We start from the raw sequence: 26,084 nt of genomic DNA on the forward strand, positions 1-26,084 counted from the left end.
GGATTGACCGTGCCCACCTACGAACACAGTTCACTGTTCATCGACGGCCACTGGACCGCCCCCACCGGGGATGGCGTGATCGACGTGATCGACCCGGCGACCGAAGCCGTGATCGGCCATGTGCCCAACGGTGACTCGGCCGACGTCGACGCCGCGGTGGCCGCTGCCCGGCGGGCGTTCGATCCGCTCGTCACCGTCGCCGAGCGACGGGACCGGGTGCAGCGGGTCATCGCCGCGATGGAGAAGCGCCTACCCGACATCGCCGATCTCATCACCGCCGAGATGGGCGCCCCGGTGCGCATCGCACAGACCGTGCAGACGCAGGTGCCGCTGGCGGTTGCCAAGGGCTTCGCCGATGTACTGGAGACCTTCGAATTCGAAGAGCGCATCGGCAATTCGCTGATCCTGCGGGAACCCTACGGCGTCGTCGGCGCGATCACACCTTGGAACTACCCGCTCTATCAGGTGGTCGCCAAGGTGTTGCCGGCCATCGCCGCGGGGTGCCCCGTCGTGCTCAAACCCAGCAATGAAGCACCCCTTTCGGTGTTCGCGTTCGTCGAAGCCTGCGAAGAGGCGGGACTGCCGCCCGGGACGGTCAACCTGGTGTCGGGACCCGGTCGGGTGATCGGTGAGCGGCTCGCGGCGCATCCTGACATCGACTTCGTCTCGTTCACCGGATCCACCGGCGTGGGCGCCCGGGTCGGAGAACTGGCCGGCCAGTCGATCAAGAAGGTGGCCCTGGAACTCGGCGGCAAGTCGGCCAACGTGATCCTCGACGGTGCGGATCTCGCCACCGCCGTCAGGGTCGGGGTGGGCAACGCCTTCCTCAACGGCGGGCAGACCTGCATGGCCTGGACCAGGATGCTGGTGCCACAGAACCGCTACGGCGAGGCGCTGGATCTGATCGAATCCGCCGTGGCCCGCTACCCCGTCGGCGACCCGCGCGACCCGGCCACCCGCATCGGACCGTCGGCGTCGCGGTCACAGTTCGACGCCGTGCGTGGCTTCATCGAGCGGGCGCAGCGCGACGGTGCCCGCCTGCTGACCGGTGGCGCCGAGCCGATCCGCGACGTCGGGTATTTCGTGGCGCCAACGGTTTTCGCCGATGTCGATCCCGACTCCGAGCTTGGCCAGGAAGAGGTGTTCGGTCCGGTGCTTGCGGTGATCCCCTACGCCGATTCCGACGAGGCCCTGCGCATCGCCAACGGCACCCCGTATGGGCTGTCCGGCGCGGTGTGGGCCGCCACCGACGACGAGGCCATCGCCTTCGCGCGTCAGGTCCAGACCGGCCAACTCGACATCAACGGCGGCGCATACAACCCCACTGCCCCGTTCGGCGGGTACAAGAAGTCCGGGATCGGCCGCGAACTCGGCAGGTTCGGCTTCGAGGAGTACCTGCAGACCAAATCCCTTCAGCTCAAGGAGCAGGCGTGACCGCACCGCTGGAAGTCCACACCGAAGGACCGGTGCAAGTCTGGACGATCAACCGGCCCGAGGTCGGCAACGCCATCACGGGTAAAGACGTCATCGCCGCGTTCGAGGCCAATGTGGACGCGGTCAACGCGGACAACACCGTGGGCGCGGTGATCCTCACCGGTACCGGCAAGATCTTCTCGGCCGGCGGCAACGTCAAGGAGATGGCCGACCGTCAGGGCATGTTCGGCCTGGACGCCATAGAGCAGCGTCGGGCCTATATCGATGGCATCCAACGGATCCCGCGGGCACTGGGCCGGCTCGAGGTGCCGCTCATTGCCGCGGTCAACGGTGCCGCGATCGGTGCCGGATGCGATCTCGCGATGATGTGCGACATCAGGATCGCCTCCGAGCGGGCGTCCTTCGCCGAGAGCTTCGTCCAACTCGGGCTCATCCCCGGCGATGGTGGCACGTGGTTCCTGCCTCGTGCCATCGGCTACGCCCGCGCCGCTGAGCTGACGTTCACCGGCGAACGCATCGATGCGGCAACCGCATTGGAGTGGGGACTGGTCAGCCGAGTGGTCCCCCACGACGACCTGCTGACCGAAGCACGTGCACTGGCGGATCGGATTGCGGTCAACCCGCCACACGCGCTACGAATGGCCAAGCGCCTGTTGCAGGAATCGACGACCGGCTCCCTGGAATCCACTCTGTCCATGGCGGCGGCCATGCAACCGCTGGCCCACCACGACGCCGAGCACGAGCGGCGCATCGCGAAGTGGCGGACGTCGTGACCGCACACTTGGACCAGTTGCGCGCCGAGGTCCGCGACTTTGTGGCCGATCAGTTGGCCGCCGGAGCCTTCACCCCGTCGGTCGATGCCTGGCTGTGCGGATGGGACGAGAATTTCACTGCGGCCCTGGCGCACCAAGGCTGGCTGGGGATGACAGTCCCGGTGCAATACGGCGGCCATGGCCGCTCGTTTCAGGAGCGGTTCGTCGTCACCGAGGAACTGCTGGCCGCGGGTGCCCCCGTGGCGGCGCATTGGATCGCCGATCGTCAGATCGTGCCGTCGCTGCTGAAATACGGGACAGAAGACCAGAAGTCGACGTTCCTCCCCCGCATCGTGCGCGGTGAGTGTTTCTTCGGAATCGGCATGAGCGAACCGGATTCCGGCTCGGATCTGGCCAGTGTCCGCACCCGTGCGGTACCTGTCGAGGGCGGCTGGTCGATCACCGGCACCAAGGTCTGGACGTCGGGAGCGCACCGCGCGCACGCGTTCATCGTGCTGGCCCGCACCGAACCGGTGGATCCGGCACATCGGCACGCCGGCCTCAGCCAGTTCATCGTCGACCTGCGCGCGCCCGGCGTCGACGTCCGGCCCATCATCTCGATGAACGGCGGCCATCACTTCAACGAGGTCGTGCTCGACGAGGTGTTCATCCCCGACGCCATGGTCTTCGGTGAGATCGGCCGGGGTTGGACGCAGGTGACCTCCGAGTTGAGCTTCGAGCGCAGCGGCCCGGAACGATTCCTGTCCACGTTCCCGCTCCTGGCCCAGGCACTCGAAAACACGCCAGACGATGCCGAGTTGGGCCGTCTGGTGGCACGAGTCGCCGGCCTGCATCACATGTCGACCGCAGTCGCCGGCGCCCTGGAACGCGGTGAGAATCCCAATGTCTCGGCAGCCGTCGTCAAGGTCCTTGGCACCACGGTCGAAGGTGACATCGCCGACTTCGTCGACCGCCAGACCGGAGACGACAATCCACCGGACGCCCAGTGGGCTCAGTTGGTGGCCACCGCGGTGGACCAGCGGTCCGGCTTCACCTTGCGCGGTGGAACCAACGAAGTGCTGCGCGGTGTCATCGCGCGGGGATTGGGATTGCGATGAACACCACCGAACTCGCTCCGAACACGCTGTCGGCGGTGGACCCCGATCTGGCCGCCATGATGGACGGCGTCTTCGCCGATTACCGCGAGACCGCGAGCCCGGGCCGCCCGGGTGAGCGCCTCCGGTATGACCGCACGCTGTGGCAGCACCTCGATTCCCTCGGGCTGGTCCGGCTGACCGGTGCCGAGGCATCCGGCGGCAGCGGTGCGGGTTGGCTTGAGGCTGCCGAGTTGCTGAGTGCCGCAGTGCGCCACGGGGTCCGGATTCCGCTGGCCGAACATGACCTGCTGGCCTGCTGGCTGCTGGAGACCCTGGGCAGGCCCGTCGATGACGCCGTGCGAACGGTGTATGTGGCGCCGCGCAGCGGCGAACCCGCTGCCCCGGCGCCCTGGGCCGGTGATGTCGACCGCGTCGTCGTCCTGTGGCCGACCGACGACGAACACCAACTCACCGAGTTCGACACCGCAGACCTGTCACTCACGCACGGCACCAACCTGATCGGCGAGCCGCGTGACACCATCCGCCTTGACGACACCGGAATCACCGGTGAACCGGTGACTAGGGAGCTGGTGAGTCAGCTCAGACGAAAGTCCGCGCTGATCCGGGCGATCCAGACGTGCGCGGCGCTGGACCGGGCCGTCGCACTGTCCATCGAGCATGTCGCCTCACGGGTGCAGTTCGGCCGTCCCCTGAGCAAGTTTCAGACGATTCAGAACCTGATCTCGGATGCCGCGGCCGAGGCGGCACTGGGCCGGGCCGCAACCGAGGCGGCGCTGCACACGGCCGTCGAAACCGACTGGCAATCGGCACATCTGGACTTCCAGATCGCGACCGCGCGGTCGTGTGCCGGGCATGCCGCCTCTGTCGTCACCCGCAACGCACACCAGGTGCACGGCGCCATCGGCACCACCCGCGAGCATCGGCTGCACGAATACACCCGCGCCGCGCTGGCCTGGCGCTCGGAATTCGGCTCGGTGCGCTTCTGGGACAACCAGGTGGTTGCGGCGGCCGCGGCGGCGGGTGGGCAGCAACTCTGGGCGTTGATCACCGGCGGATAGCGGTGTTCCGCTGACCGGTCATCGGTGCTGTTACCAGCACCACAACCCGGGTTGACTGCCGGCATGAGCAACGAGATCACCCTGTCTGACGTCCAGGAGTTCATCTCCGGTTTCTGGTTCCACTACGACCAGGGCCACTTCGAGGAGGTGGGTGCCCGCCTCGCCGACGAGATGGAGTACCTGAGCCGCTCGGATTCCGGGGCCTGCCCATTCGAGCACCTGCTGGCCGCCGAGCTGCACGGTAAGGCCGAGACCTTCGCCTGGCTGATCGAGCATCGCAACGAGAATCCGTACCCGTGCCGCCATCACGCCACCAACGTGTTCCGTACCGGGGTCGACGGTGAGGTCACCAACGTGCGCTTCTACCTGTTCGTCAACCAGATCACCAACAACGTCCCGTTCGCGGTGTCCAGCGGTGTCGTCGACGCCGGAATCCGGCGCGCAGCCGACGGTCTCGTCTTCACCTCACTGAACGTCATCCTCGACGCCGAGGACTCGATCCCGCTCGCCGAGCACACCGCCAAGGCCGCGGCTCCGTCGGCGTGAACGCTGCAGAGGCCTTCGGCGGCGGGATCGCCGTCATCACGGGTGCCGGTGCCGGGATCGGCGCCGGCCTGGCCCGGCATGCCGCCCGGCTGGGTATGACGGTGGTGCTCGTCGACATCAATGCCGACGCCATCGCCGCCCTGCGTGACGAAATCCGTGCCGCCGGAGGCTCGGCCACCGACGTGGTGTGCGACGTGCGTGACGCCGACGCGGTGCAAGCCCTGGCCGACGATGTCTACCGCGACCTCGGCCCGGTCCGGCTGTTGGTGAACAACGCGGGCATCGAGCAGTTCGGCTATCTGTGGGACACCCCGGTCGCCAATTGGCAACGGGTCGTCGACATCAACATCAGCGGAGTGTTCCACGGCGTCAAGGCGTTTCTGCCCAAGATGTTGGCCACCGATGCCCCGGCCTGGGTGTGGAATCTGTCCTCGATCGGCGGGGTAGCCGTGGTCCCGCTGCAGGCCCCGTACATCATGAGCAAGCATGCCGTGCTGGCTCTGACCGAATGTCTGCATCTGGAAGTGCAATCCGCCGGCCACGACCACCACGTACACGTCCAGGCGGTGCTGCCGGGTGCGGTGGTGTCCAACATCTTCGAATCGGCCGGCGGAGTCGACAACGGAGATGCCGATGCGGCCGAAGGACAACGCTCCGCGATGCTCGACATCAAGGCCGAGGCGATGGATCCGCTGGCCGCCGCCGAGGTGGTGTTCGAGCAGGCCGCTGACGGCCGGTTCTATCTGCTGACCCAACCTGACTATGTCGGGTCCGCGATGACCGAGCGGGCCCGCGTGTTGACCAACCAAGAGGCTCCCCGGTTGCGGAGCGAGCGCCGTTTCGACCCGGCACAAAACTGATATGAGCTATCCACCACTGGATCCCGATGCCGCCGCCCGCGTCGCCTCGTTCGGGGACATCGCTCCCATGCGCGCCCGCGGCCTGACCGCCGTACGCGGCGGCCTGGAATCCGCGCCGCTTCCGGACATGCCGGCCATGGCCGCCATCGACGACCTCGACGCCGCCGGCCCGGCCGGTCCGATCCCGGTCCGGTTATACCGCCCCACCGCCGACGCCGGCTTGCCGGTGCTGGTGTACTTCCACGGCGGTGGGCTGGTGATGGGTTCCAATCGTTCGTTCGAGCCTCTGGCCCGGGAACTCGCCCACGCCAGCGGCGCCGCGGTGGCCGCCGTCGAGTACCGGCTTGCACCGGAATCACCGCCACCGGCGCAATTCGACGACGCCTATGCCGCCACCGAATGGATCGCCGACCAGACTGATCAGCTGAACCTCGATGCCGGCCGGCTCGCGGTCGTCGGCGACAGTGCCGGCGGATCACTCGCGGCTGCAGTAACTTTGGCGGCGCGCGATCACGCCGGCCCGCACATCAGTGTGCAGGTATTGCTGTATCCCGGCCTGGATCGCGACATGGGGGCGGCGTCCATCACCGCCATGCCCGATGCCCCACTGCTGCGCCACGAAGACATCGTCTACATGCACGAGTTGGTCGACCGCGGTGGCGTCCCACGGGACCCGTATCAGGTTCCGGCATACGCAACGGATCTGCGCGGCCTGCCGCCGGCCATCGTCGTCACCGGAGAGTGCGACCCGATCCGGGACTGGGGTGAACGTTATGCCGGCCGGTTGCGTGACGCCGGTGTCCAGACCACCGTCACCCGCTATCCCGGGATGTACCACGGCTTTCTGATGCGCTCGGACGCCACCGCACGCGGACGTCTGGCGGTCGCCGAGATCGGCGCCCTGCTGCGGGCGAAGTTCGCACACACCTTGGCATTCTGACGTGGATCAGATGCCGAGTACCTCTCGCGCCCGGTCGATTTCGTCGGGGTCGGCCGTCGTCGGGACGAGCCTGAGCTCATCGAGACCCGCTTCACGTGCGCCATTTACGGCCGCAAGGAGGCCCGCGGCTCCGCAATTCAACGTCCCTGCGGTCGGCGCCGTGAGATAAGAGGACTCAACTCCGGTGAGGTCGATATCCTGGACCCAGAAATCCTTTACATGCTCCCCGAGCTGATTCTCCGGGTCCGGACCGAGTGCGAACCAGACCGGTGCGGAGAAGTGCGGCCGGTCCGTCCTTCCCGCCGCCCGCCAAGCCTGGATGACGCGTTCCCGCTGCGCCGCCAGCGCCTCGGCATCAAAGTGGAGGGAATGCGCCGGGTCGCTCACCCCGACCGCCCACTGCGCGGCCCGAGCCAGCGCCTTGGGGCCGATCACGCCGGCGACAAGCGGGATGCCGCCTTCCTGGACCGGCGCGGGCCCTACGGGATGGTGTCCTTCGACGGGAGGCTCCTGTGCCCACACCCTGCGCATCGCCGCTACGGCCTCGTCCATCCGTTGGCGCTTCCGGTCGAGCGCACTGCCGACCGCGAGATAGTCCTCATCCCACGCGCCGATCCCGACCCCGAGGGTGAGACGTCCGCCGGACAGAACGTCAACGGTCGCAAGGTCCTTCGCGAACTGGACCGGCTGCCGCATCGGGAGCGCAACAACGTCGGTCCAGAGCCGCACGCGCTCGGTCATCGCTGCCGCGGCGGCGAGCTGCGGGACGACCGACCAGCTGTCGGGATAGAGCACCCGTTCGTACGTGACGAGGCCGTCCCACGGCCCTTCGTCGATCTTGCGATACCACGCAAGCTCCGTCTCGCGCCCGTGGGGGAAGAGGGTCGGAAGACCCATGCTGATCTGCATTTGGGAGTACGTCTCTTTCCGAGGAGTTCTAGTGGCCGTCGGGGTTATTTGAACAAACTGTCGCGTTAACACTCTCCAGTTGGACCGCTCAGTGGGAGACGATGATTCGAGACCGACATGCCGTAGTACACCGGTGGCATGGGCGTCCCGGATTCAGCAGCCAGGCCACGCGTCCGGCCCGGCGGACGCAGCGAGCGGGTCCGCAAATCGGTGCTGCGTGCGTGTCTGGAGCTGTTGACCGAGGGCAAGGTCGAACTCCCGATCGCCGAGGTTGCCGACCGGTCGGGCATCAACCGCGGCACCATCTATCGCTGGTGGCCCACCTCGATCGAACTGCTCAACGACGCCCTTGCGTTCCACGCCCGTCAGCGCACCGATGCTCCGGACACCGGAGCGTGGGAGAGTGACGTCCGCTCCCTGATCACCGAGCTCGCTTCGCTTGCAGCCGATCCCGTCGAGCGCGGAATCATGGCCACGATGATCTCGGATCGATACCCGTCATTGAACGACGCGATGATGGGTTGGTACCGAAACGACCTCCCACAGTGGTTCGCAATGATCGAACGCGCCATCGGGCGTGGCGAAGTGAGTCCTGACGCGGACCCCGCCGTCGTGCTCCAGACGATGTTGGCGCCGGCCGTGTCCGTCTCGCTTTTCGAAGGGCGCGCGCTGACACACCAGGAGATCGACTCGCTGGTGACATTGGTCTGCCGCGCAACGGCGCCTGTACGCAGCTGAGCAAAGAATCGCTTCATACCCGGTGGCGCCCCGAATTGGTCTCCCGATCAGCGGTCAACTCCGCGTCCGAGAATTCGCGCTGCCTCCAGACTCGGACCAGCGAGACCGCTGAAAGCCTTTAGGAGACAAGAATGCTGACCGACGAACGACGACTGGAACTGTCCGACGTCCTGCGTCCCGCGGCCCCGCCGCGCGAGATCACCGACGTCTACACCGACGACCAGAAGCAGCGGCTCCTCGACGTCGTCCACACCCAGGGCCCCTGGAAGCTCATCATCGCCCAGCACTTCGCCTCGGCCGACGAGTTGATGGCCACCATGAGTGGCGCCTTCCCCGAGGGCTTCACGCCCTCGCTGGACCTGTTCCTCACCCCCACGTTCCGCGGCTACCTCGCCAACTACGGCACTGTGCTCTACCCCGAGCTGCACGACTGCTTCTACAACGCCGGATTCCTCGAGCAGGCCAAGAACTACTGGAACGCCGAGTACGCCAAGCCGGAGATGATGCTGTTCAACATCAACGGCCCGTGCGCCAACCGCGACCCCGGCCACCTGGACTCCCCCAGCTTCCGGGGCGTGCGCCACGAGAACGCCCCCACCTGGTTGTGCAGTGTGATGGGCAAGTCCGGGCTGTTCACCGACTACCTGATCAAGATGGCCCAGGTGATCACCTGGTTCTCGCTGGACGAAGGCTCGGGCTTCACCTACTGGCCCGACGGTCCGCTCAAGCCACCCGCACGGGTGCTGCCCCCGATCAACAACCGCGGCGTCGTCGTGCAGAACGAGATGATGGTGCACCGCGGCGAGGCGAACGGCCCACTAGAGCAACAGGTTCCGGCCGGACTGGCGTTCGACACCGTGTTCACCGGCGACCCGGCCGACCGCAACCAGTGGCTGTTGAAGAACGGCGAGGACGTCATCGCCCGCCACCACACCGACGAGTTGCGGTTCCTCGTGCACTGGTCGGCCGAGGTGTTCTCGGACTACGACGAACTCAAGAAGAACATGGACGGATCCGACGACATCACGATCGAACGGGCGATCGGCATGATGGTCGACGATCTCAAGGGCAAGGGCATCGATCTCGACGTCCCCGGTGAACCGCTGCACGACCCGGCGTTCATCGCGGCGCTGAATGCCGCCTACGACCTCGGCGGCCCCAGCAGCTACCCGGACGAGGCACCGATCTCGGCCTTCCAGCTCGCCTGATCGGCGGTGAGCACGACCGCGTTGACCGTTGCGACGCCCCTCAGCTCACGGCGACTGGCTCGACGCGACCGGATTGTCCAGGCGGCAATGCGACTGGCCGCACAGGGCTACGACAGCTGCCAGATCCGTGCGGTCGCCACCGCAGCAGGGGTGGCGGCCAGCACGGTGTACCAATACTTTCCGTCCAAGGACGACCTGCTGCTGGCGTGCTTCTACGACTGGCTGTGGGACTTCGAAACCGAGTTCCACTGCGGTGCCAGCACGTCGGATCCTTTTCAGCGCCTGCTGCAGGTGTCCCTGAGCCTCACCGAGAGGCTGTGCTCGTCACCACGGTTTGCCGAGGCCCTGATTCGTCCGTATCTCTACGCCGATGGCACTGCCGCCACCCAAGCTGACCTGGTCCGCCGGCAGACGGTGCAGATCTTCGTCGAGGCCGTCGGGGGCGCCACGTCGACACCGCGAGAAATCGGCGCCGCCGAAGTGCTCTCCGACGTGTGGATGGCCAACGTTGCAGCATTCACCCAGCAGCGCATCGCTTTCGGTGAACTGTCCCAACGGCTGGCCCGGACGGTCCGTCTGCTGACGCACTAGCCCCGTCAGCGCGACTCGTCGACCACCGGTAGCGCCCCGGAGCGTACTGCGGCGGTGATCGAGCCGGCCAAGGCCGAGCAGGCCAGGAACAAGCCCTGGCTGCCGGGGCCGATTAATTGAGTTGCGGTGCAACGTTCCTCGCAACGGCTCAGCGCGGCGCCAGTCCACTGCACGCTGGTTTGATTCCAGCTGCTCTTACGCACCTGCACGCCCGCGCCGCACCGTTGACACTCCACCGGCAGCATCGGCGCGTCGGCGAGGCGGTTGTCCGGGCGGGCAGCCATCCTCATCCCACCGGCCCCGCGGAGGCACGGGCGGCCAGGTTGGCTTCAACTTCCTTCATCCACGCCTCATACGGCCGGGTGGTGTCGAGCTCGAATTCGAAGCGGTCCACCATGTCCGGCGTCACGTCGGCCGTATCCACGTAGAACTGCTCATACCAGCGCCGCAACTGATAGACGGGGCCGTCCTCTTCGACCAGCAGCGGATTGTCGATCCGGGTCTTGTTGCGCCAGATCTCGACGTCCTGTTCGAATCCCATCTTGACGAAGTCACCCAGCGCGATCGCCGTCTGCATGGCCAGCTCCTCGGGCATGGCCGCGTTTTTCTCGACCACGATGCCGTACTGCAGCACAAAGGAATTGGCGTCAATCGGGTAGTGGCAGTTGATCAGCACCGTGCGCTGGTCGAATTCCTGGTAGTGGTAGGTCAGGTCGTCGATCATGAACGAGGGCCCGTGATAGGACGCCAGTGATGTGGTGCCCAGCAGCTTGGACCCTTCAGGATCACCGATGTCTGGCCGGCCGGCGCTCTTCATGTACTGCGTCGCGACGTGGCCTTCGAAGATGTTCTTGAAGTGCGTGGGCAGTGAGCCGTGGATGTAGAAGAAGTGCGCCATGTCGACGACGTTGTCGATGATCTCGCGACAGTTGGTGTTGACCACCGTGGTGTACCAGTGCCAGTCAGTCCAACTGTCGCTGGTGGCGCCTTCGATGCGCGGAATGGTCACATCTGCCGGCGGAGCCTTGCGCTCAGGGTCGTTCCAGACGAACAACATGCCGTCCTGCTGCAGTGTCGGCCACGATGCGGTCCGGGCCAGGCGCGGGGTGCGCTTGCTGTAGGGCACCATCTTGCACCGGCCGTCCCCGCCCCAGCGCCAATCATGGAACGGGCAGGCGATCTCGTTGCCCTTCACGGTTCCCTGGGACAGGTCACCGCCCATGTGCCGGCAGTACCCGTCGAGCACGTTGATCGCGCCGTCCTCACCCTGGAACACCACCAGCTTCTGGCCGAAAGCATTGACCTGATGTGGTTCTCCGTCGGCGAAGTCACGGATCAGGCCCAGGCAGTGCCAACCGCGGGCGAACCGGGTTGGTACCGAACCGGCCTCGATCAACCGAATTTCGTCACCGTCTGTGTGCGTTGTCATGGCTCACATTGAACTGCGGCCGGCGGTACCCAGAAAGGTCAGTTGTCCACTCATCAGGACAGTGGATTCACCGACGGTCGGTCCCCGCTCTACCGTCGGCTCGTGACCGCCACCAGCCACCAGACCATCCCTGCCGGCCTGCCCATCGCCACCACCGAAGTCGACCTCCTCGTCGTCGGGTCAGGTACCGGTCTCGCCGCCGCCCTGGCCGCTCGCGAACAGGGATTGTCCGTCCTCGTCGTCGAGAAGTCGGCGTACGTCGGCGGTTCGACCGCCCGATCCGGTGGTGCCCTCTGGTTGCCGGCCAGCCCGGTGATCGAGGACTGCGGTGGCAGCGACCCGGCCCCGCGAGCCCAGACGTACCTGGAGGCCGTCGTCGGCGATTCCGCCCCGCGGGAACGGTCCGTCGCCTACCTCGACAATCTGCGCGCGACGGTCGAGATGCTGCGCCGCACCACACCGATGAAGCTGTTCTGGGCCAAGGAGTACTCCGACTACCACCCCGAAGCCCCGGGTGGGTCGGCAGCGGGACGCACATGTGAATGCCGCCCGCTCGACACCGCGATTCTCGGTGAGTACCTGCCCGACCTGCGGCCCGGTGTGATGGAAGCCAATGTCCCGATGCCGACCACCGGCGCCGACTATCGCTGGCTGAACTTGATGAGCCGGGTCCCCCGCAAGGGCCTGCCCACCGTCGTCAAGCGTCTGGCCCAGGGTGTCGGCGGCCTGGCGTTGGGACGGCGTTATGCCGCCGGCGGGCAGGCCTTGGCCGCCGGATTGTTCGCCGGGGCGATCCGCGCCGGAATCCCGATCTGGCTCAACACTTCCCTGACGGAACTGGTCACCGACGGCGTCCGCGTCACCGGGGCTGTCGTCGAACACGACGGCCAGGGTCTCACCGTCACCGCCCGGCGCGGTGTCGTCCTCGCAGCCGGGGGCTTCGACCACGACATGAGCATGCGTCACAAGTTCCAATCCGAGTCTCTCGGAAGCAATCTCAGTCTCGGCGCGGAATCCAACACCGGCGACGCCATCCGCATCGGCCAGGACATCGGTGCCGATATCGCCCTGATGGATCAATCCTGGTGGTTCCCCGCGGTCGCGCCGCTACCGGACGCCGCCCCGGCGGTAATGCTGGCCGAGCGGTCATTGCCTGGATCGTTCATCGTCGACCAGTTGGGTCACCGGTTCGCCAACGAATCTGCCGACTACATGAGCTTCGGTCAGCGCGTGCTGGATCTGGAGAAAGCCGGCACCCCGGTGGAGAGCATGTGGATCGTCTTCGATCAGCAATACCGCAACAGCTACCTCTTCGCCGCCGAACTCTTCCCGCGCATGCCGATCCCGCAGAAGTGGTATGACGCCGGAATCGCAGTGCGTGCAAACGATTTCACGGAGTTGGCGGACAAGATGGGGATACCTGCCGACGAGTTCGCCGCGGCAGTGGCCCGCTTCAACGAAAACGCCCATGCCGGGCAGGATCCCGACTTCGAGCGGGGCCGCAGCGCTTACGACCGCTACTACGGTGATCCGACGATCACGCCCAACCCGAACCTGCGGCCCTTGGTCAAGGGGCCGTTCTACGCGGTCAAGATGGTGCTCAGCGATCTGGGAACTTGCGGCGGCCTGCGTGCTGACGACAAAGCCAGGGTGTTGCGCGAGGACGGCACTGTGATCGGCGGGCTGTATGCGATCGGCAACACCGCCGCCAACGCCTTCGGCAACACCTATCCGGGTGCGGGCGCGACGATCGCCCAGGGACTGGTCTACGGCTACATCGCCGCACTCGACGCGGCGGGCAGGTAACACCAACGGACGGAAGGTCAGTCAGTACCTTCCAAGTCCTCGGCCAAGTCCTCGGCGTCGTATTTCCGCTCGATCTCGTACCAATACGACGCATCCGGCCACGGAACCTTGCCGCCCTCACCGACTTTCGGAAAGTTGGCCTCCGCCTCGTCGAGATCCTTGATCAGCTGCAACGTGAGTTCGCGCTCCGAGGCGTAGTAGCGAGCCGCCCAATCCAACGCGACCTTGGCGTACGCCCAGGAGGGATCGGCGCCGGCCCACTTCGCTTCCTTGGCGGCATCGCGCTGCATGCCCTCGACATAGGCAAGGTGCTCATGAAGCATCTTCTTGAGCAACTCCGGGTTGCTGAGGTGCCCCAATGTCACTCGCAGTACCGCGGGATGTTTCAGCGACGGGGGTTCGGCCGGGGACTCGCGAGCCCACCGAGTGACAGCGGCAAGGCCGCTTTCGGTGATCTTGTAGAGGCGACGGTTCCGGGTGCCGGTGCCATCGACTCGCGAGGTCAGATAACCCAGCTTTTCCAGCTTCTTCAGCTCGGAGTAGATCTGGCTGTAAGCCGGGCTGCCGTAGTAGAACCGCATGCTCCAGTCGATCCATTTGCGGATGTCGTAACCGGACAACTCGGTCTCGTACGACAGCAGCCCGAGCAGCGCCCAACTCGTCGCGGCGAGCTGCGGCTTGGCTGGTGGCTCGGGATCTTCCACTGCCCAAGCGTAACAATCCAGGTCACAGCATCCGTTGCGACCAACCGCTGGCCGGGAAGCGCAGTTGCGCCGGGTGGCCGGCTCGGTGAATCTTGGGCAGAGATACGACGAGATGGAGATCGATGGGACTCGATGACCACGGAACCGATGTGCCAGAAGCTCTTTACGCGTCCCTCACCGAATCTGTTCGCCGACTTGTCGATGCGACCATCCGCAGCCGTGTCGGTCGTGACGGCATTGCCTCTGCCCAGGCGAAGATCGATGCGGCAGCCGACGAACTCAGCCAGTCGCTGATCCCCGGGTCCTTCGGTATCCCACAAGCTCCCGATGGGCGCTCGCTCACCTGGGGAAATGCGGTCATCGGCGTGCGCAACGCCCTGGCTCCCCCGCTGGAGGTCCAGCATGAGCCCGACGGGCGAGTGTGGGCCGAGGTCACGCTCGGCGCCGCCTACGAGGGGCCGGCCGGGCATGTCCACGGCGGGATCTGCGCCCTTCTGCTCGACCACGTGCTCGGCGCCGCCGCACACAAGCCAGGGCAGCCCGCCGTCACCGGCACACTCACGCTCCGCTACGAAGCCGGTACCCGGCTGGGCCCGCTGCGCGCCGAAGCGCACATCGACCGGCTGGAGGGTGTGAAGACCTTCGTCGTCGGGCACCTTGCCGGCCCCGACGGCGTTACGGTTCGGGCCGCGGGCGTCTTCTTTCATCCACCGGTATCTGCGCCCTACTATCGCGGGAGTGACCACGCCCGGCGGGCTGCAACGTCGTCTCGGACCAACAGACGCCGTCGTGATCGGCCTTGGATCAATGGTGGGCGCAGGCATTTTCGCCGCTCTGGCCCCGGCCGCAAGCGCAGCCGGCAGCGGGTTGCTGATCGGCCTCGCCGTGGCCGCCGTCGTCGCTTACTGCAACGCGACGTCCTCGGCCCGGCTGGCCACCCACTATCCGCAGTCCGGCGGCACCTATGTGTACGGGCGGGAACGCCTCGGGGAGTTTTGGGGCTACGCGGCCGGCTGGAGTTTCATCGTCGGGAAAACCGCGTCGTGCGCGGCGATGGCGTTGACGGTCGGGCTGTATGTCTGGCCGTCGGCCGCGCATGCGGTGGCGGTCGCGGCGGTGGTGGCGCTGACGGCCGTGAACTACGCCGGAATCCAAAAGTCCGCGCTGCTCACCCGCGTCATCGTGGCCTGCGTGCTGGCGGTACTGGCCGCGGTCGTGGTGATCATCACCGGTTCCGGTGCGGCCGATCCGGCCCGATTGGCACTCGGTGACGATGTCAGCGCGGGTGGTGTCCTGCAGGCCGCGGGGCTGTTGTTCTTCGCGTTCGCCGGGTACGCCCGGATCGCGACGTTGGGTGAAGAGGTCCGCGACCCGGCCCGCACCATTCCGCGCGCGATTCCGATCGCGCTGGGTATCGCGCTGGTGCTCTACGCCGTGGTGGCCGTCGCCGCGCTCTCCGTTCTCGGCGGGCCGGGGTTGGCCACGACCCCGGCCCCGTTGGCCGATGCCGTGGCCGCAGCCGGTGCCCCGCAGTGGCAGCCACTGGTGCGCACGGGCGCCGCGATAGCAGCACTGGGATCCCTGCTGGCCTTGATCCTCGGGGTATCGCGCACCACGCTGGCGATGGCCCGCGACCACCACCTGCCGCACAGGCTGGCCGCCGTGCATCCCCGGTTCAAGGTGCCCCACCGGGCCGAGGTGGCGGTGGGCATCGTCGTGGCGCTTTTGGCCGCGACCGTGGATCTTCGTGGCGCGATCGGGTTTTCGTCGTTCGCGGTGCTGTTGTATTACGCGATCGCGAACGTGTCGGCATGCACGTTGGAGCCACTCGTCCGTCGACGCCTCATCCCGGCGGTCGGTCTGGTCGGCTGCCTGGTGCTGGCCTTCGCCCTGCCGCTGGCCTCAGTACTCACCGGACTGGGCGTGGTGGCGGTCGGTGCCGTGATCTACGGGGTGTGTAACGTGCTGCGACGCTGATGCCGGCCATCCCGCGTGCGCGGCGGCCGAACATGGTGTGTAGTTCTCAATCGTGATTCCGCTGAGTTGGAAATACGTCGAAACCCGCACGGACGAGGATTTCGTCGTCGCCCCCGGGGAACGTCTCGATTGGGCCAGCACCATCGGCATCGGGGCCCAGCATGTGGTGGCCATGTTCGGGGCCACGTTCCTGGTCCCGGTGCTCACCGGCTTCCCGCCGGCCACGACGCTGCTGTTCTCCGGAATCGGCACCATTCTGTTCCTGCTGATCACCGGCAACCGGCTACCGAGCTATCTGGGCTCGAGTTTCGCGGTGATCGCCCCGGTACTCGCCGCGACAGCCGCCCACGGCACCGGCAGCGCACTGGGCGGCCTGATCATGATCGGACTGCTGCTGATCCTGATCGGCGTGGTGGTCCACCTGGTCGGCACGCGCTGGATCGACGTGGCCCTGCCACCGATCGTCACGGGCGCGATCGTGGCGTTGATCGGCTTCAACCTGGCCCCGGCAGCCAAGGACAATTTCGAGAAGGGCCCGCTGGTCGGCCTGGTGACGCTGGTGCTGCTGGTCGTCACGCTGGCGTTCTTCAAAGGGTTGATCGGCCGGTTGGCCATCTTCGGCGCGGTCCTGATCGGCTATCTGCTGGCCCTGTTTCTCGGTGAGGTGGACACGTCGAAGATCGCCGCCGCACCGTGGCTCGGCCTGCCCGAGTTCCAGACGCCGACGTTCAGCCTGGCGGTGCTGCCGCTGTTCCTGCCCGCAGTGATCGCGCTGATCGCCGAGAACATCGGACATGTGAAGTCGGTGGGGCAGATGACCGATACCGACCTGGACCCGCTGATCGGCCGGGCCCTGGCCGCCGACGGCGTGGCCACCGTCCTGGCCGGGGCCGGCGGCGGGTCGGCCACCACCACCTACGCCGAGAACATCGGGGTAATGGCGGCCACGCGGGTCTACTCGACCGCCGCATACTGGGTCGCCGCGGTCGTGGCGATCGCATTGTCGTTGTGTCCCAAGGTCGGCGCCGCCATCTCGGCGATCCCACCGGGTGTGCTGGGCGGCGCGACGGTCGTGCTCTACGGTCTGGTCGGCATCCTGGGTGTGCGGATCTGGTTGACCAACCACGTCGACTTCTCCAAACCCGTCAACCAGATGACCGCGGCGATCCCGCTGATCATCGGGATCGCCGACTTCACCTGGCAATTGGGTTCTTTGACGTTCACCGGGATCGCGCTGGGCTCGATCGCCGCGCTGCTGGTCTTCCACGGTATGCGGTCACTGGAATACCTCGGGGACCGGCTGCGACCTAGCGCCCCAGTGCGTTGACGACGCCGCCGAACACCGACGGCAGCGCCGCCGACACCGGGGTGATGCCATGCCGTACCGGACCAAAACCGCTGCCGTGTAACAGGGCTGCGGTCAGCAACCGGTAGCGGCGGGTCATCGCGCGCCACTGCCGGTCGTAGTCGCCGGGCCGGTCGTCGCGCACGCAGTTCACCAGGAGTTCGGCGGCCCCGAAGGCCAGGCCCATCCCCTCGCCGGTCAACGCATCCACGTACCCGGCGGCGTCACCGACGAGCAATACCCGGCCCGCGCTCCGGTGACGGACCTTCTGCCGCAGTGGCCCGGCCGCCCGGTCCGGACCGTGCGGCACGCCGCGAATCCGCTCGGCCAGCACCGGAAATGCCGCCAGGTGCTCGTCGAACCCGCCGCGCACCGAGGTCAACACCGCCACCCCGACGCAGTTCTCACCCACCGGCGTCACGTACGCCTCGGCGTCCCGCCCCCAGTACACCTCGACGCAGTCGGACCACGGCGCGATCTGGACGTGGCGCCGGATGCCCCACCGGCGGCGTCGGCCTTCGCCGGCGCTGAGACCCAGCGCGCGGCGGATCGGTGAATGCAGACCGTCGGCAGCGGCCAGATAGCGGGCCCGAAAACCCGCTGCGCTCACCGAGATCCCGTCCTGAGTCACCGGCCCCACCTCGCCGTGCACCACCTCGACCCCAGCCGATGACGCCGCCTCTGACAACGCGGCGTGCAGCACGGTGCGACGCACTCCCCGGCCGGTACCGTCACGGAATCTGGCCTCGGCGGTATGTCGCCCGTCCAGGTAGCGGATGCCGAAGAAGGCCCTGCAACTTCGTCCGTCGATCTCCACCCCGAGCTGCTGCAGCTGCCGCACCGAGTGCGGCATGAGCCCCTCCCCGCAGGCTTTGTCGATCGGTCCACGGCGACGTTCCACCACCACGACCTGCAGCCCGGCCCGCGCCGCACGCACCGCGGTGGCCCGCCCGGCCGGGCCGCCTCCGGCAACGAGCAGATCGATCACGTCAGGCCTTGCAGCGCTTCGTTTTCCACCCGAATCCGGGTTCGCAGCAACGCCGCATTGGCGATCGCGAACACCAGCGCCGTAATCCACGCGCCGCCGGCCAACGGCAAGGCGGCTCCCTCGGTGACCACCGCGACGTAGTTCGGATGCGGCAACACCCGGTACGGGCCGTCGACGACGCGCGTCGCCCCGGGCACCACCACCACCCTGGTGTTCCACTGCCTGCCCAGTGTGGTGATGCACCACCAGCGCAACGCCTGGGCGCCCAGCACGATCACAACCATGCCCCTGCCCAGCACCGGGTGTGGCCGCCGACGGCGCGCCTCCAGCACCGCGCCGGCCAGCAGCCCGGTGTGCAGGGCCACCATCGCCGGATAGTGTCCGGCACCGAACTCCTTGCCGCCCTGGGCCATACTCCATCGCAGGTTGCGGGTGGACACCACAAGCTCCAGCACCCGCTCGGCGGCGACGACGGCGATCAACGCCAGAAAACTCTTGGGTTTCATCAGCGCCAGCGCAGCAGGACGAGTTCGGAGCAGAAACCCGGCCCCATCGCCATCAGCACGCCCGGAGCGCCCGGCGTGGGACGTTTACGGATGGTGTCGCGCAGGACGTGTAGCACCGACGACGACGACAGATTGCCGACATCGGCCAGCGACTGCCAGGTCAAATCCAGCGCGTCTTCAGGCAATCCGAGGGTTTCGATGATCGCCTCGATCACCTTCGGACCGCCGGGATGGCTGACCCAGGCGGCCACATCCTCGACCGACATGTCGTGGGCACCAAGGAAGCCGGTGACGTCATCACCCAGATAGCGGCCGACGAAGCCAGGCACCTCGGCGCTGAGCACGATCTCGAAACCATCGCTGCCGATGTCCCAGCCCATGGTGTCCAACGAGTCCGGGTAGAGGTGGCTGCGCGAGTCCAGCACGTCGGGTCCGGCCGGATCCAGCTTGCGGGCCCGTTGTTCGCCGACCGCCACGACAGCGGCAGCGCCGTCGCCGAACAGCGCGCCGGCCACCAGGGTCGGCATGGCCGGATTGTGTTTGCGGGTCAACGAACACAGCTCCACCGATACCAGCACGGCCACCTTGTCCGGGGCACCTCGCAAGTAGTCGTTGAGTCGGGCGATGCCGGCGGCGCCGGCCACGCAGCCCAGCCCGAAGATCGGGATGCGCCGGACGTCCGGCCGAAGACCGAGCCGCCCGGCGATACGCGCATCCAGCGAGGGCACCGCGGCACCGGTGACGGTGGTGGTCACGATGAGGTCGACGTCCTCGGGGCGCAGGCCCGCCTCGTCCAGCGCCCCCGACAGTGCGGCACAACCCAATTCGGTGGCGTGTTCGATGAACAGTCGGTTGCTTTCGCCGAAGTCGTCGAGATCGGCATATCGCTCGACCGGCAGAACCAGGTACCTGCTGTTGACTTTTGCGCTCTTGTGCAGCGCCCGGACCATGTCCTCGACCTCGGTGTAGCCGGGAAGATCCAGCAGGGCTCGGGTGACTTCATCCTGGGTATACCGGTGCGGCGGCAGTACGGCGTGGACACCGGCAATCGTGCTGTGGCTGGCCATCCTGGCGACGTTAATTCGCATACCACTACAACGGGGGTCTACCCCGGCCGGTTCATCCGGTCATGCCGAGAGGAATTCGTGGAAATGGTCGGGCGGTTGCAGATTCAGCAACTTTTGACGGTCGAGTGCCAGGTCAGCGTAGGTCAGCGCACTGATTTGTTCGGTGGAGCAGTGCAACCGCGACTCCGGGCTGCCGCGGCGCACCACCCCGAGACCGAAGTCGCAGTTCAGCACGGCAACTCGGAGGTCAGAGCGGGTGCTGCGGAGGTGAACGATCGCCTTCCACACATCGCCGCTCCACCCGCGCAACGCCGACCACAACGGGGTCTTTTTGAAGAATTCGTCGTATGACGCTGCAGGACAGGCAATCGAGGGCGTCGCCGGGTTGCAGTCGTGCAGGATGAGTACTCCGTCGGGTCGCAAATACTGCAGGGTGTTCTCGACGTCACGCACGGCCTGCTCGTAGGTGTGCAGGCCGTCGATCAGCGCGACGTCGATGCCCCGCCTTTCGAGGAACGCCGTCTCGTTGGCGAAAAAGTCGTCACTGGTCATGTCGAAGAAGTGAGTGGCACGGGCCTGGCGCTCGGCCCGTCTGCGCGAGCGCGCCGACACCCGGAACGCCGGGTCGACGGCGATCTTCTCTGCCGCCGAGATCTGCCGGAACACCGAACCGCGACACACGCCAATCTCCAGATAGACGGACTCTTCCCGACCATCGAGCGCCTGCCGTACCGCCTTGACCCGATTCATCCCGCCCTCCGGTAACCGAACTCCTCGAGCAGATCGACCGCGCGGTTGACGCTGACGGCCGACGGAGTCATCTGAGTGGCCAGCCTCCGCGCCGCCGTGGCACGTTCGGGGGCCAGGATCCGTCGCAGATCCGTCGCGAGCGTCGCTTTCGACGACGATTTGAAGCTGCGAGTGGCACCGACGTTCAACCGTTCGAGTTGACGGCCCCAGAACGGCTGGTCACCCGCGGTCCACAAGATCAATCCGGGCACCCCGGCCCGCAGCCCAGCCGCGGTGGTTCCGGAACCGCCGTGGTGCACCACCGCACGACACAACGGGAAGACCTTCTCGTAATTCACCGCTCTGACCACCTTGACGTGGTCATTGGTCGGCACGTCGCCGTAGTCGGTCCACCCCGAGCAGATCAACGCACGCTGGCCCAGCTCGGCGCAGGCCTGCCCGATCATCTCGACGGTGCCGGCCGGCGAGGGCACCGGCATCGACCCGAAGCCGAAGCAGATCGGCGGCGATCCTGCCGCGATCCAGGAGACGACCTCCTCGTCGGCGTCCGTCGGCTGGTGCATGGTCAATGCCCCGACGAACGGCCGGTGTTCACGCCACGTGGACCATTCGGCGGCCAAGCCGGGAAAGCACACCTGGTCGTAAGTCTGGATTTCCAGCGCTTTCCGGTCGGCGATACGTCCCGCCGCCGGTTTGGTCGCCTTCGGTAGACCGAGCTCACGGCGTTGCTCTTCCTCGACTTCCCTGTGCATGTGCCACCCGAACCAGTCGTAGGTCTTCATGGCCGCGCAGGCCATCCCGGCGGGCAACATCCCAACGAGCCGACCGTTGGGGCGTACCGGGAAGTAGTGCAGGGCGGCGAGCGGGATGTCGTAGTGCTCGGCGACGTTGGCGGCGACATCCTGAAAGACCAGGCCGGCGCACAGCACATCGGCGCCGTCTGCCACCGATGCCAGGGTTTTTCCCATACCCGCCCAGTGCTGCAGTACCGGATCCCAAAGCTGCCGCAGCACTTTCACCGGACTTCGCCCCCTCAACAGGCCGCGCCATATTTCCGGCGAGCATTTCTCCAGCAGCTCCGCGTCCCACATCTCCGACGCATCCGGGCCGTATGAGGTGCTTGCCAGTCCGACCGACTCGGCGAAGCCAGTCAGGTTCGGCGGCAACGCTATCCAGACATCGTGCCCACGTTGCTGCAATTCGAGACCGATGGCGACCAACGGTTCACAATCCCCACGAGTCCCGCTACATGCCAGTGCAAATCTCATATCCCCCAACCCCTCAGACGGCAAGAGGTTTCGGACCCAATGTTAGGTCGTGCGCGCGTGCAGACAAGGGCCTAAGCCGAAGTGGTTGCTGCCGCAACCACTCGGCGCATCGTCACGACGCCGAAACCCCTTGGCCGAACAGGAGTTTTCGTCAGCAACTGACCATCGAGCAAATAGCTCTGCCCGGTGAGCCCGAGAGAGCTTCAGCCGCGGTGCCGCTTGTCACGTACCGGCACGCCGTTGGGTCCCTCGATCGACGCCGCGTAGGTGCCGACGGTGAATGCGATGGCCGGTCCCATGATCCCGAGGGCATGCGCATCGACGTTGTCGATGGTGTCGCGGCCGGTGTGATAGTTCGGGTCGAACGCCACGCCGGCCCGGCCGCCCCACAACCGGGCCTGAACCTGGGTCTTGCGTTGCGACGCGCCCGTGGTCACACCGCCCACCGGCACGCCTGCCTGCAGGAACGGGTGATAGTCGGTGTTGGCGCCGATCGGCATGTCGGCCGGCCGCACACCACTCAGGTTCAGATAGCCGGCCATGGTCCGTTCGATGCCCGCCGACCCCTCCGGCATCGATTTGGGATCGGTGGCCTGGCCGGACTGATCGCCGTCGTAGGTGAAGAATCCGGCGTTGGGTGAGCCGACCATGTCGAAGTTCAGGTACAACGCGAGATCGTCGAGTTGGTCCAGCGGCAGGCCGCGCACGTACTGCGTCGACCCGTCCAGGCCCAATTCCTCGGCGCCCCAGAACGCGAACCGCACCGCATTGCGCACGTTGGGCGAACTTCCCAGCTGCAAAGCGGTTTCGAGTAGGGCGGCCACCCCGGAACCATTGTCGTTGATACCCGGTCCGCCGCCCACACTGTCGAGGTGGGCACCGGCCAGCACCACATCCGAGGCCGATCCGGTCTTCGTCTGCGCCGTGACATTGCGGTGTTTGACCATCTCGGCCCGGCCGTCGAGAACCAGCCGCACCGGTGCACTGGTGCGACGCAGTGCCGCGTCCGCGGTCTCGTCGATGACGCCGACCGGGACCGTGAGCTCGCGGTAGTAACCCGTGGAGAACAGTCCACCCGGCGCGGGCTGCCCGCCGGTGTTGACGACCAGCAGTCCGACCGCGCCCTTGGCCAGCGCGGTGTTCTGTTTCACCACAACCGAACACCCGGTGTCGTCGACCACCGCGATGGCACCGGAGATGTTCAGCGTTCCGTAATCCTCGGCCGCACATCCGGTCGGCTTGCCCGGCCGCAACGTCGGTGCGCTGAGCCCCTCTGACGAGGTCGTCACCAGCATCGAGGCCTGGTCCACCGGATAGGTGCGTCCCGACACCGTCAGCGCCGGGTGCCCGCCGCGCATCGTGCCCATCCGCTCGAACTCAGGCGTCTGAACGTCAAACCCCTTGTCCCGCAGGGCCTGAGCCACATAGTCGACGCTCGCGTCGTACCCCGGATTGCCGACTGCCCGATTACCGCCATGACTGTCGGCGATGTCCTGCAGCTTGCGCAGATGGGTGAACATGTTGTCGACGGTGATCCGGCCCGCCAGTTCGTGCGGGTCGAGCGCCGCTGCCGACGGTGGCGCCGAGCACGCCGCCAGAGCGGCCGCGAGCACGACGACGACGAGTCGACGGGCTGTCACTGCGGGGTGATCTGATGACGCGTGCGGTCCGAGCGGACCGGGATACCGTTGCGGCCCCGCTGATCCTGCGCGTACAGACCGACCGCGAAGGCAACGCCCTCGCCATGTATCCGCAGTGCGTCGGCATCCACGTGCTCTAGGGTATCGGTGTTCTTGTGGTAGTTCGGGTCGAACGGCTGATCCACCTGCCCGCCCCACAGTTTGGCTTCCTCGCCGTTCATCTTGTCCTCGGCACCGGAGAACAACCCACCGGCGGGCACCCCGGCCAGGGTGAACCCGTCATAGTCGGATCGCCCGTCGAAGTTGGTGTCCCGCGGCGTCTTTCCGGCATCTTCCAGGTAGGCCGCCAGGGTGCGCTCGATACCTGCCGAGCCTTCGGGCACGCGCGGGCGACCACGCTCGTCCGGCGGTGCGGACTGGTCACCGTCATAGGTGAAGTAACCCGGATTGGGCGAGCCGAGCATGTCGAAATTCAGGTAGAGGGCGATGTCCTTGAGCGCGTCGAGGTCCAGCGATTCGACGTAGTTCGTCGACCCGAGCAGGCCTTCTTCCTCGGCTCCCCAGAAACCGAACCGCACGGCATTGGCCACATCCGGCGAATCACCCAGCTGTAAGGCGGTTTCCAGCACGGCGGCCACCCCGGAGCCGTTGTCGTTGATGCCCGGGCCTTCGGGAACGCTGTCGAGATGCGCCCCGACCATTACCACATCGGAGGTCGACCCGGTCTTGGTCTGCGCCACGACATTGCGGGTACGTTCGGTCCGCACACCGGCGACGAGCTTGATCGTGGTGGGCCCGGGCGCGTTGCGCAGCCGCGTCCCGACATCCTTGGTGACGCTGACCACCGGGATCTTGACGTCGGTGCGGCGGCCCAGGGTGCCACCCATCTGCTCGTCGTTGTTGGTGTTGACGACGATCATCGCCACGGCGCCGCGCTCGGCGGCCGCGGCCTGCTTGTCACCGAAGGCGCAGGCACCCCGGTCGACCAGCACCACCGCCCCGGCCACCGGTAGCCCGTCGTAATCGGCAGCTTCACACCCCGGGGTGTCCTCCACCTTCGCGGGCACCAGCGGCGCGGACACGCCTTCGGGCGGGGTGCCGATGGTGAACTCCAGCGGCTTGGCGGTGACGGGTTGACCACCCACGGTCACCTGCGGGTCCTCGGCGAAGGGCAACCGCACCTCGAATTCCGGGGTGTCCACGTCGAAGCCCTTATCCCGCAGGGCATTGACGACATAGTCGACGCTGGCGTCATAGCCGGCCGTACCCAGGGCGCGGTTACCGTCGTGGGCGTTGGCAATGTCTTGCAGCTTGCCCAGATGCCCCATCATCGCGTCAGCCGACACCCGCTCACGCAACTGATCGGCGAACTGCACGGCCGCCGCGGAGGCGGACCCGGAGGACTGCTGCCCATCGGTCTGCAGTTCGGTCTTTGCATCACAGCCGGCCAGTCCCGCGGTCAGCACAAGTGCACCGAGAACCGCCCCCGTCGAAGTACGTCGCATTGCACCCACGGTAGCCGGTGCGCTGAACTGCCCGGCGATTAAATCGGTTGCCTGCCGGTTTGCTGTGATGGCAGGGTGATTCCCGGCGCCGAGCGGGAAGCAGACCGAGCGGGGTACCGCAACGTTTCTGTGTGTTGCCGGCGGCGCCGTGGCACAGGTAAAGGGCCTGAGGTTCGAATCCTCTCTGCAACCCCGATGCCGTCGCCGGAATCGCGCAATCCGCGGCCTTGCGGCCCGCATCCGCTCGTATGGGGATGCGACGCCCCGCCAACGATTGTGTCCGGCGGCGGTATTCCTTTGCCGCGCAGACACATACCGGAAGGAGGACACGACATGGGAATCTTCACGTTCAACCGCATCACTGTTTCTGCAGGCCAGTGCGCGCTGGAGTACGTCGACGGCACGCTCGGTCGGGTCCTGCCGCCGGGACGTCACCGCATTGATGTGGCGGCCTCGGTGGTGCGTGTCGAGATGCGTGAGCAGGTACTGACGCTGGCCCCGCAGGAGGTGCTGACCTCCGACGCCGTGTCGCTGCGGATCACCGTTGCGCTACAGACCAAGGTCACCGATGCGGTGGCCTACGTCGAGGCGGCGGCCGATCCGATGGCGGCGGTGTACCTCGCCGCACAGATTGCGCTGCGTGACATCGTCGCCGGCCTGACCGCCGATGAGGTGCTGCAGCGCGGCAACCGCATCGACGCCGGGGTGATCGCCTTCGTCGCCGCCGCGGTGGTACTGAACAGGCGTGACGCCTGACCCGGGATCACTCCGGGTCAGACGCCACGTCACCACCGATCGCCAGCACCACCTTCGACCCGTACGGCACCTGCTGGATCAGCCGCAGCTGCGCCAGTGCCGGGTGGGCGTCCAGCAGCTTGCCGGCGTTGGCCAGCGCGCGCAGGGCCGCGGTCTCGGCGCGGGCGGCTTCCAACTTCGCCGCACCGG

25 protein-coding genes and 2 pseudogenes are annotated in these 26,084 nt (G+C 66.8%); 15 read left to right on the forward strand and 12 right to left on the reverse strand.

Annotation, left to right across the window (positions count from 1 at the left end):
* Positions 1-9 precede the first annotated feature (9 nt).
* The 7 genes from A5733_RS24885 (at position 10) to A5733_RS24915 (ending at position 6,708) form a co-directional block, all read left to right on the forward strand.
* Complete coding sequence (locus tag A5733_RS24885; protein ID WP_369830970.1) at positions 10-1,434, forward strand: aldehyde dehydrogenase family protein; 1,425 nt, start codon at positions 10-12, stop codon at positions 1,432-1,434.
* Positions 1,431-2,207, forward strand: a complete 777-nt coding sequence (locus tag A5733_RS24890) for a crotonase/enoyl-CoA hydratase family protein (RefSeq protein WP_076242028.1) — start codon at positions 1,431-1,433, stop codon at positions 2,205-2,207. Before A5733_RS24885 ends, A5733_RS24890 begins: the two co-directional genes overlap by 4 nt.
* Positions 2,204-3,304, forward strand: a complete 1,101-nt coding sequence (locus tag A5733_RS24895; RefSeq protein ID WP_233152782.1) for an acyl-CoA dehydrogenase family protein — start codon at positions 2,204-2,206, stop codon at positions 3,302-3,304. Before A5733_RS24890 ends, A5733_RS24895 begins: the two co-directional genes overlap by 4 nt.
* Complete coding sequence (locus tag A5733_RS24900; protein ID WP_076242030.1) at positions 3,301-4,362, forward strand: acyl-CoA dehydrogenase family protein; 1,062 nt, start codon at positions 3,301-3,303, stop codon at positions 4,360-4,362. The genes A5733_RS24895 and A5733_RS24900 overlap by 4 nt, the downstream gene beginning before the upstream one ends.
* A gap of 63 nt (positions 4,363-4,425) precedes the next feature.
* On the forward strand, positions 4,426-4,908 hold the full coding sequence (locus tag A5733_RS24905) for a polyketide cyclase (protein WP_076242031.1): 483 nt from the start codon (positions 4,426-4,428) through the stop codon (positions 4,906-4,908).
* A complete protein-coding gene (locus A5733_RS24910; protein WP_076242032.1) occupies positions 4,905-5,768 on the forward strand; it encodes an SDR family NAD(P)-dependent oxidoreductase in 864 nt (287 codons plus the stop codon). Before A5733_RS24905 ends, A5733_RS24910 begins: the two co-directional genes overlap by 4 nt.
* A 1-nt stretch (position 5,769) precedes the next feature.
* Complete coding sequence (locus A5733_RS24915; protein WP_076242033.1) at positions 5,770-6,708, forward strand: alpha/beta hydrolase; 939 nt, start codon at positions 5,770-5,772, stop codon at positions 6,706-6,708.
* Positions 6,709-6,714: 6 nt separating this feature from the next.
* Here A5733_RS24915 and A5733_RS24920 read toward each other — a convergent pair whose 3' ends face one another.
* Entirely contained in the window at positions 6,715-7,617 is a 903-nt protein-coding gene (locus A5733_RS24920) for an LLM class flavin-dependent oxidoreductase (RefSeq protein WP_076242034.1), read from the reverse strand.
* Between the two features lie 138 nt (positions 7,618-7,755).
* Between A5733_RS24920 and A5733_RS24925 the strand changes: the two genes are divergently transcribed.
* The 3 genes from A5733_RS24925 to A5733_RS24935 all read left to right on the forward strand — a co-directional run bounded on the left by A5733_RS24925 (position 7,756) and on the right by A5733_RS24935 (position 10,154).
* Entirely contained in the window at positions 7,756-8,355 is a 600-nt protein-coding gene (locus A5733_RS24925; RefSeq protein ID WP_076242035.1) for a TetR-like C-terminal domain-containing protein, read from the forward strand.
* Positions 8,356-8,486: 131 nt separating this feature from the next.
* On the forward strand, positions 8,487-9,563 hold the full coding sequence (locus A5733_RS24930; RefSeq protein ID WP_076242036.1) for a hypothetical protein: 1,077 nt from the start codon (positions 8,487-8,489) through the stop codon (positions 9,561-9,563).
* 6 nt (positions 9,564-9,569) lie between these two features.
* Positions 9,570-10,154: a TetR family transcriptional regulator gene (locus tag A5733_RS24935; RefSeq protein ID WP_142254198.1), complete on the forward strand. Its 585-nt coding sequence runs from the start codon at positions 9,570-9,572 to the stop codon at positions 10,152-10,154.
* A 5-nt stretch (positions 10,155-10,159) separates the two neighbouring features.
* Here the strand turns inward: A5733_RS24935 and A5733_RS24940 are convergent, their stop codons facing one another.
* Both A5733_RS24940 and A5733_RS24945 read right to left on the reverse strand, forming a co-directional pair.
* A complete protein-coding gene (locus A5733_RS24940; protein WP_076242054.1) occupies positions 10,160-10,438 on the reverse strand; it encodes a ferredoxin in 279 nt (92 codons plus the stop codon).
* A gap of 2 nt (positions 10,439-10,440) precedes the next feature.
* A complete protein-coding gene (locus tag A5733_RS24945) occupies positions 10,441-11,583 on the reverse strand; it encodes a Rieske 2Fe-2S domain-containing protein (protein ID WP_076242038.1) in 1,143 nt (380 codons plus the stop codon).
* 102 nt (positions 11,584-11,685) lie between these two features.
* Here A5733_RS24945 and A5733_RS24950 point away from each other — a divergent pair, with 102 nt between their 5' ends.
* Positions 11,686-13,389: a 3-ketosteroid-delta-1-dehydrogenase gene (locus A5733_RS24950; RefSeq protein ID WP_076242055.1), complete on the forward strand. Its 1,704-nt coding sequence runs from the start codon at positions 11,686-11,688 to the stop codon at positions 13,387-13,389.
* Between the two features lie 17 nt (positions 13,390-13,406).
* Here the strand turns inward: A5733_RS24950 and A5733_RS24955 are convergent, their stop codons facing one another.
* Entirely contained in the window at positions 13,407-14,093 is a 687-nt protein-coding gene (locus tag A5733_RS24955; RefSeq protein WP_076242039.1) for a PadR family transcriptional regulator, read from the reverse strand.
* A gap of 122 nt (positions 14,094-14,215) precedes the next feature.
* Between A5733_RS24955 and A5733_RS24960 the strand changes: the two are divergent.
* The 3 genes and pseudogenes from A5733_RS24960 to A5733_RS24970 all read left to right on the forward strand — a co-directional run.
* A pseudogene (locus A5733_RS24960) lies at positions 14,216-14,803 on the forward strand (PaaI family thioesterase); the annotation flags it as partial.
* Positions 14,804-14,810: 7 nt separating this feature from the next.
* Positions 14,811-16,070 carry an APC family permease gene (locus tag A5733_RS24965; RefSeq protein ID WP_369830971.1) on the forward strand — a complete coding sequence of 420 codons (1,260 nt, stop codon included), beginning with the start codon at positions 14,811-14,813 and terminating at the stop codon, positions 16,068-16,070.
* A 52-nt stretch (positions 16,071-16,122) separates the two neighbouring features.
* A complete protein-coding gene (locus A5733_RS24970; RefSeq protein WP_076242041.1) occupies positions 16,123-17,397 on the forward strand; it encodes a uracil-xanthine permease family protein in 1,275 nt (424 codons plus the stop codon).
* Here A5733_RS24970 and A5733_RS24975 read toward each other — a convergent pair.
* The 7 genes from A5733_RS24975 to A5733_RS25005 form a co-directional block, all read right to left on the reverse strand.
* Positions 17,378-18,403 (reverse strand): NAD(P)/FAD-dependent oxidoreductase, encoded by a 1,026-nt coding sequence (locus tag A5733_RS24975; protein ID WP_076242042.1) that lies wholly within the window; start codon positions 18,401-18,403, stop codon positions 17,378-17,380. The two genes, A5733_RS24970 and A5733_RS24975, sit on opposite strands and share 20 nt — an antisense overlap.
* The gene (locus A5733_RS24980; RefSeq protein WP_076242043.1) at positions 18,400-18,909 is read right to left on the reverse strand and encodes an isoprenylcysteine carboxyl methyltransferase family protein; all 510 of its coding nucleotides are present in this window, start codon (positions 18,907-18,909) and stop codon (positions 18,400-18,402) included. The genes A5733_RS24975 and A5733_RS24980 overlap by 4 nt, the downstream gene beginning before the upstream one ends.
* The gene (locus tag A5733_RS24985; protein WP_231965518.1) at positions 18,909-19,976 is read right to left on the reverse strand and encodes a type III polyketide synthase; all 1,068 of its coding nucleotides are present in this window, start codon (positions 19,974-19,976) and stop codon (positions 18,909-18,911) included. The genes A5733_RS24980 and A5733_RS24985 overlap by 1 nt, the downstream gene beginning before the upstream one ends.
* A gap of 60 nt (positions 19,977-20,036) precedes the next feature.
* Positions 20,037-20,726, reverse strand: a complete 690-nt coding sequence (locus tag A5733_RS24990) for a class I SAM-dependent methyltransferase (RefSeq protein WP_076242044.1) — start codon at positions 20,724-20,726, stop codon at positions 20,037-20,039.
* Positions 20,723-21,994 (reverse strand): glycosyltransferase, encoded by a 1,272-nt coding sequence (locus tag A5733_RS24995; RefSeq protein ID WP_076242045.1) that lies wholly within the window; start codon positions 21,992-21,994, stop codon positions 20,723-20,725. The genes A5733_RS24990 and A5733_RS24995 overlap by 4 nt, the downstream gene beginning before the upstream one ends.
* Positions 21,995-22,197: 203 nt before the next feature.
* On the reverse strand, positions 22,198-23,634 hold the full coding sequence (locus A5733_RS25000; protein ID WP_076242046.1) for a M28 family metallopeptidase: 1,437 nt from the start codon (positions 23,632-23,634) through the stop codon (positions 22,198-22,200).
* Positions 23,631-25,139, reverse strand: a complete 1,509-nt coding sequence (locus tag A5733_RS25005) for a M28 family metallopeptidase (protein ID WP_076242047.1) — start codon at positions 25,137-25,139, stop codon at positions 23,631-23,633. The genes A5733_RS25000 and A5733_RS25005 overlap by 4 nt, the downstream gene beginning before the upstream one ends.
* A gap of 333 nt (positions 25,140-25,472) precedes the next feature.
* On the opposite strand from A5733_RS25005, the gene A5733_RS25010 reads away from it, so the two are divergent.
* Complete coding sequence (locus tag A5733_RS25010; protein WP_233152784.1) at positions 25,473-25,895, forward strand: SPFH domain-containing protein; 423 nt, start codon at positions 25,473-25,475, stop codon at positions 25,893-25,895.
* Between the two features lie 7 nt (positions 25,896-25,902).
* Here A5733_RS25010 and A5733_RS25015 read toward each other — a convergent pair.
* Positions 25,903-26,084, reverse strand: a pseudogene (locus A5733_RS25015) (slipin family protein); the annotation flags it as partial.

This window comes from Mycobacterium sp. NS-7484, assembly GCF_001953975.1.
Classification (GTDB): domain Bacteria; phylum Actinomycetota; class Actinomycetes; order Mycobacteriales; family Mycobacteriaceae; genus Mycobacterium.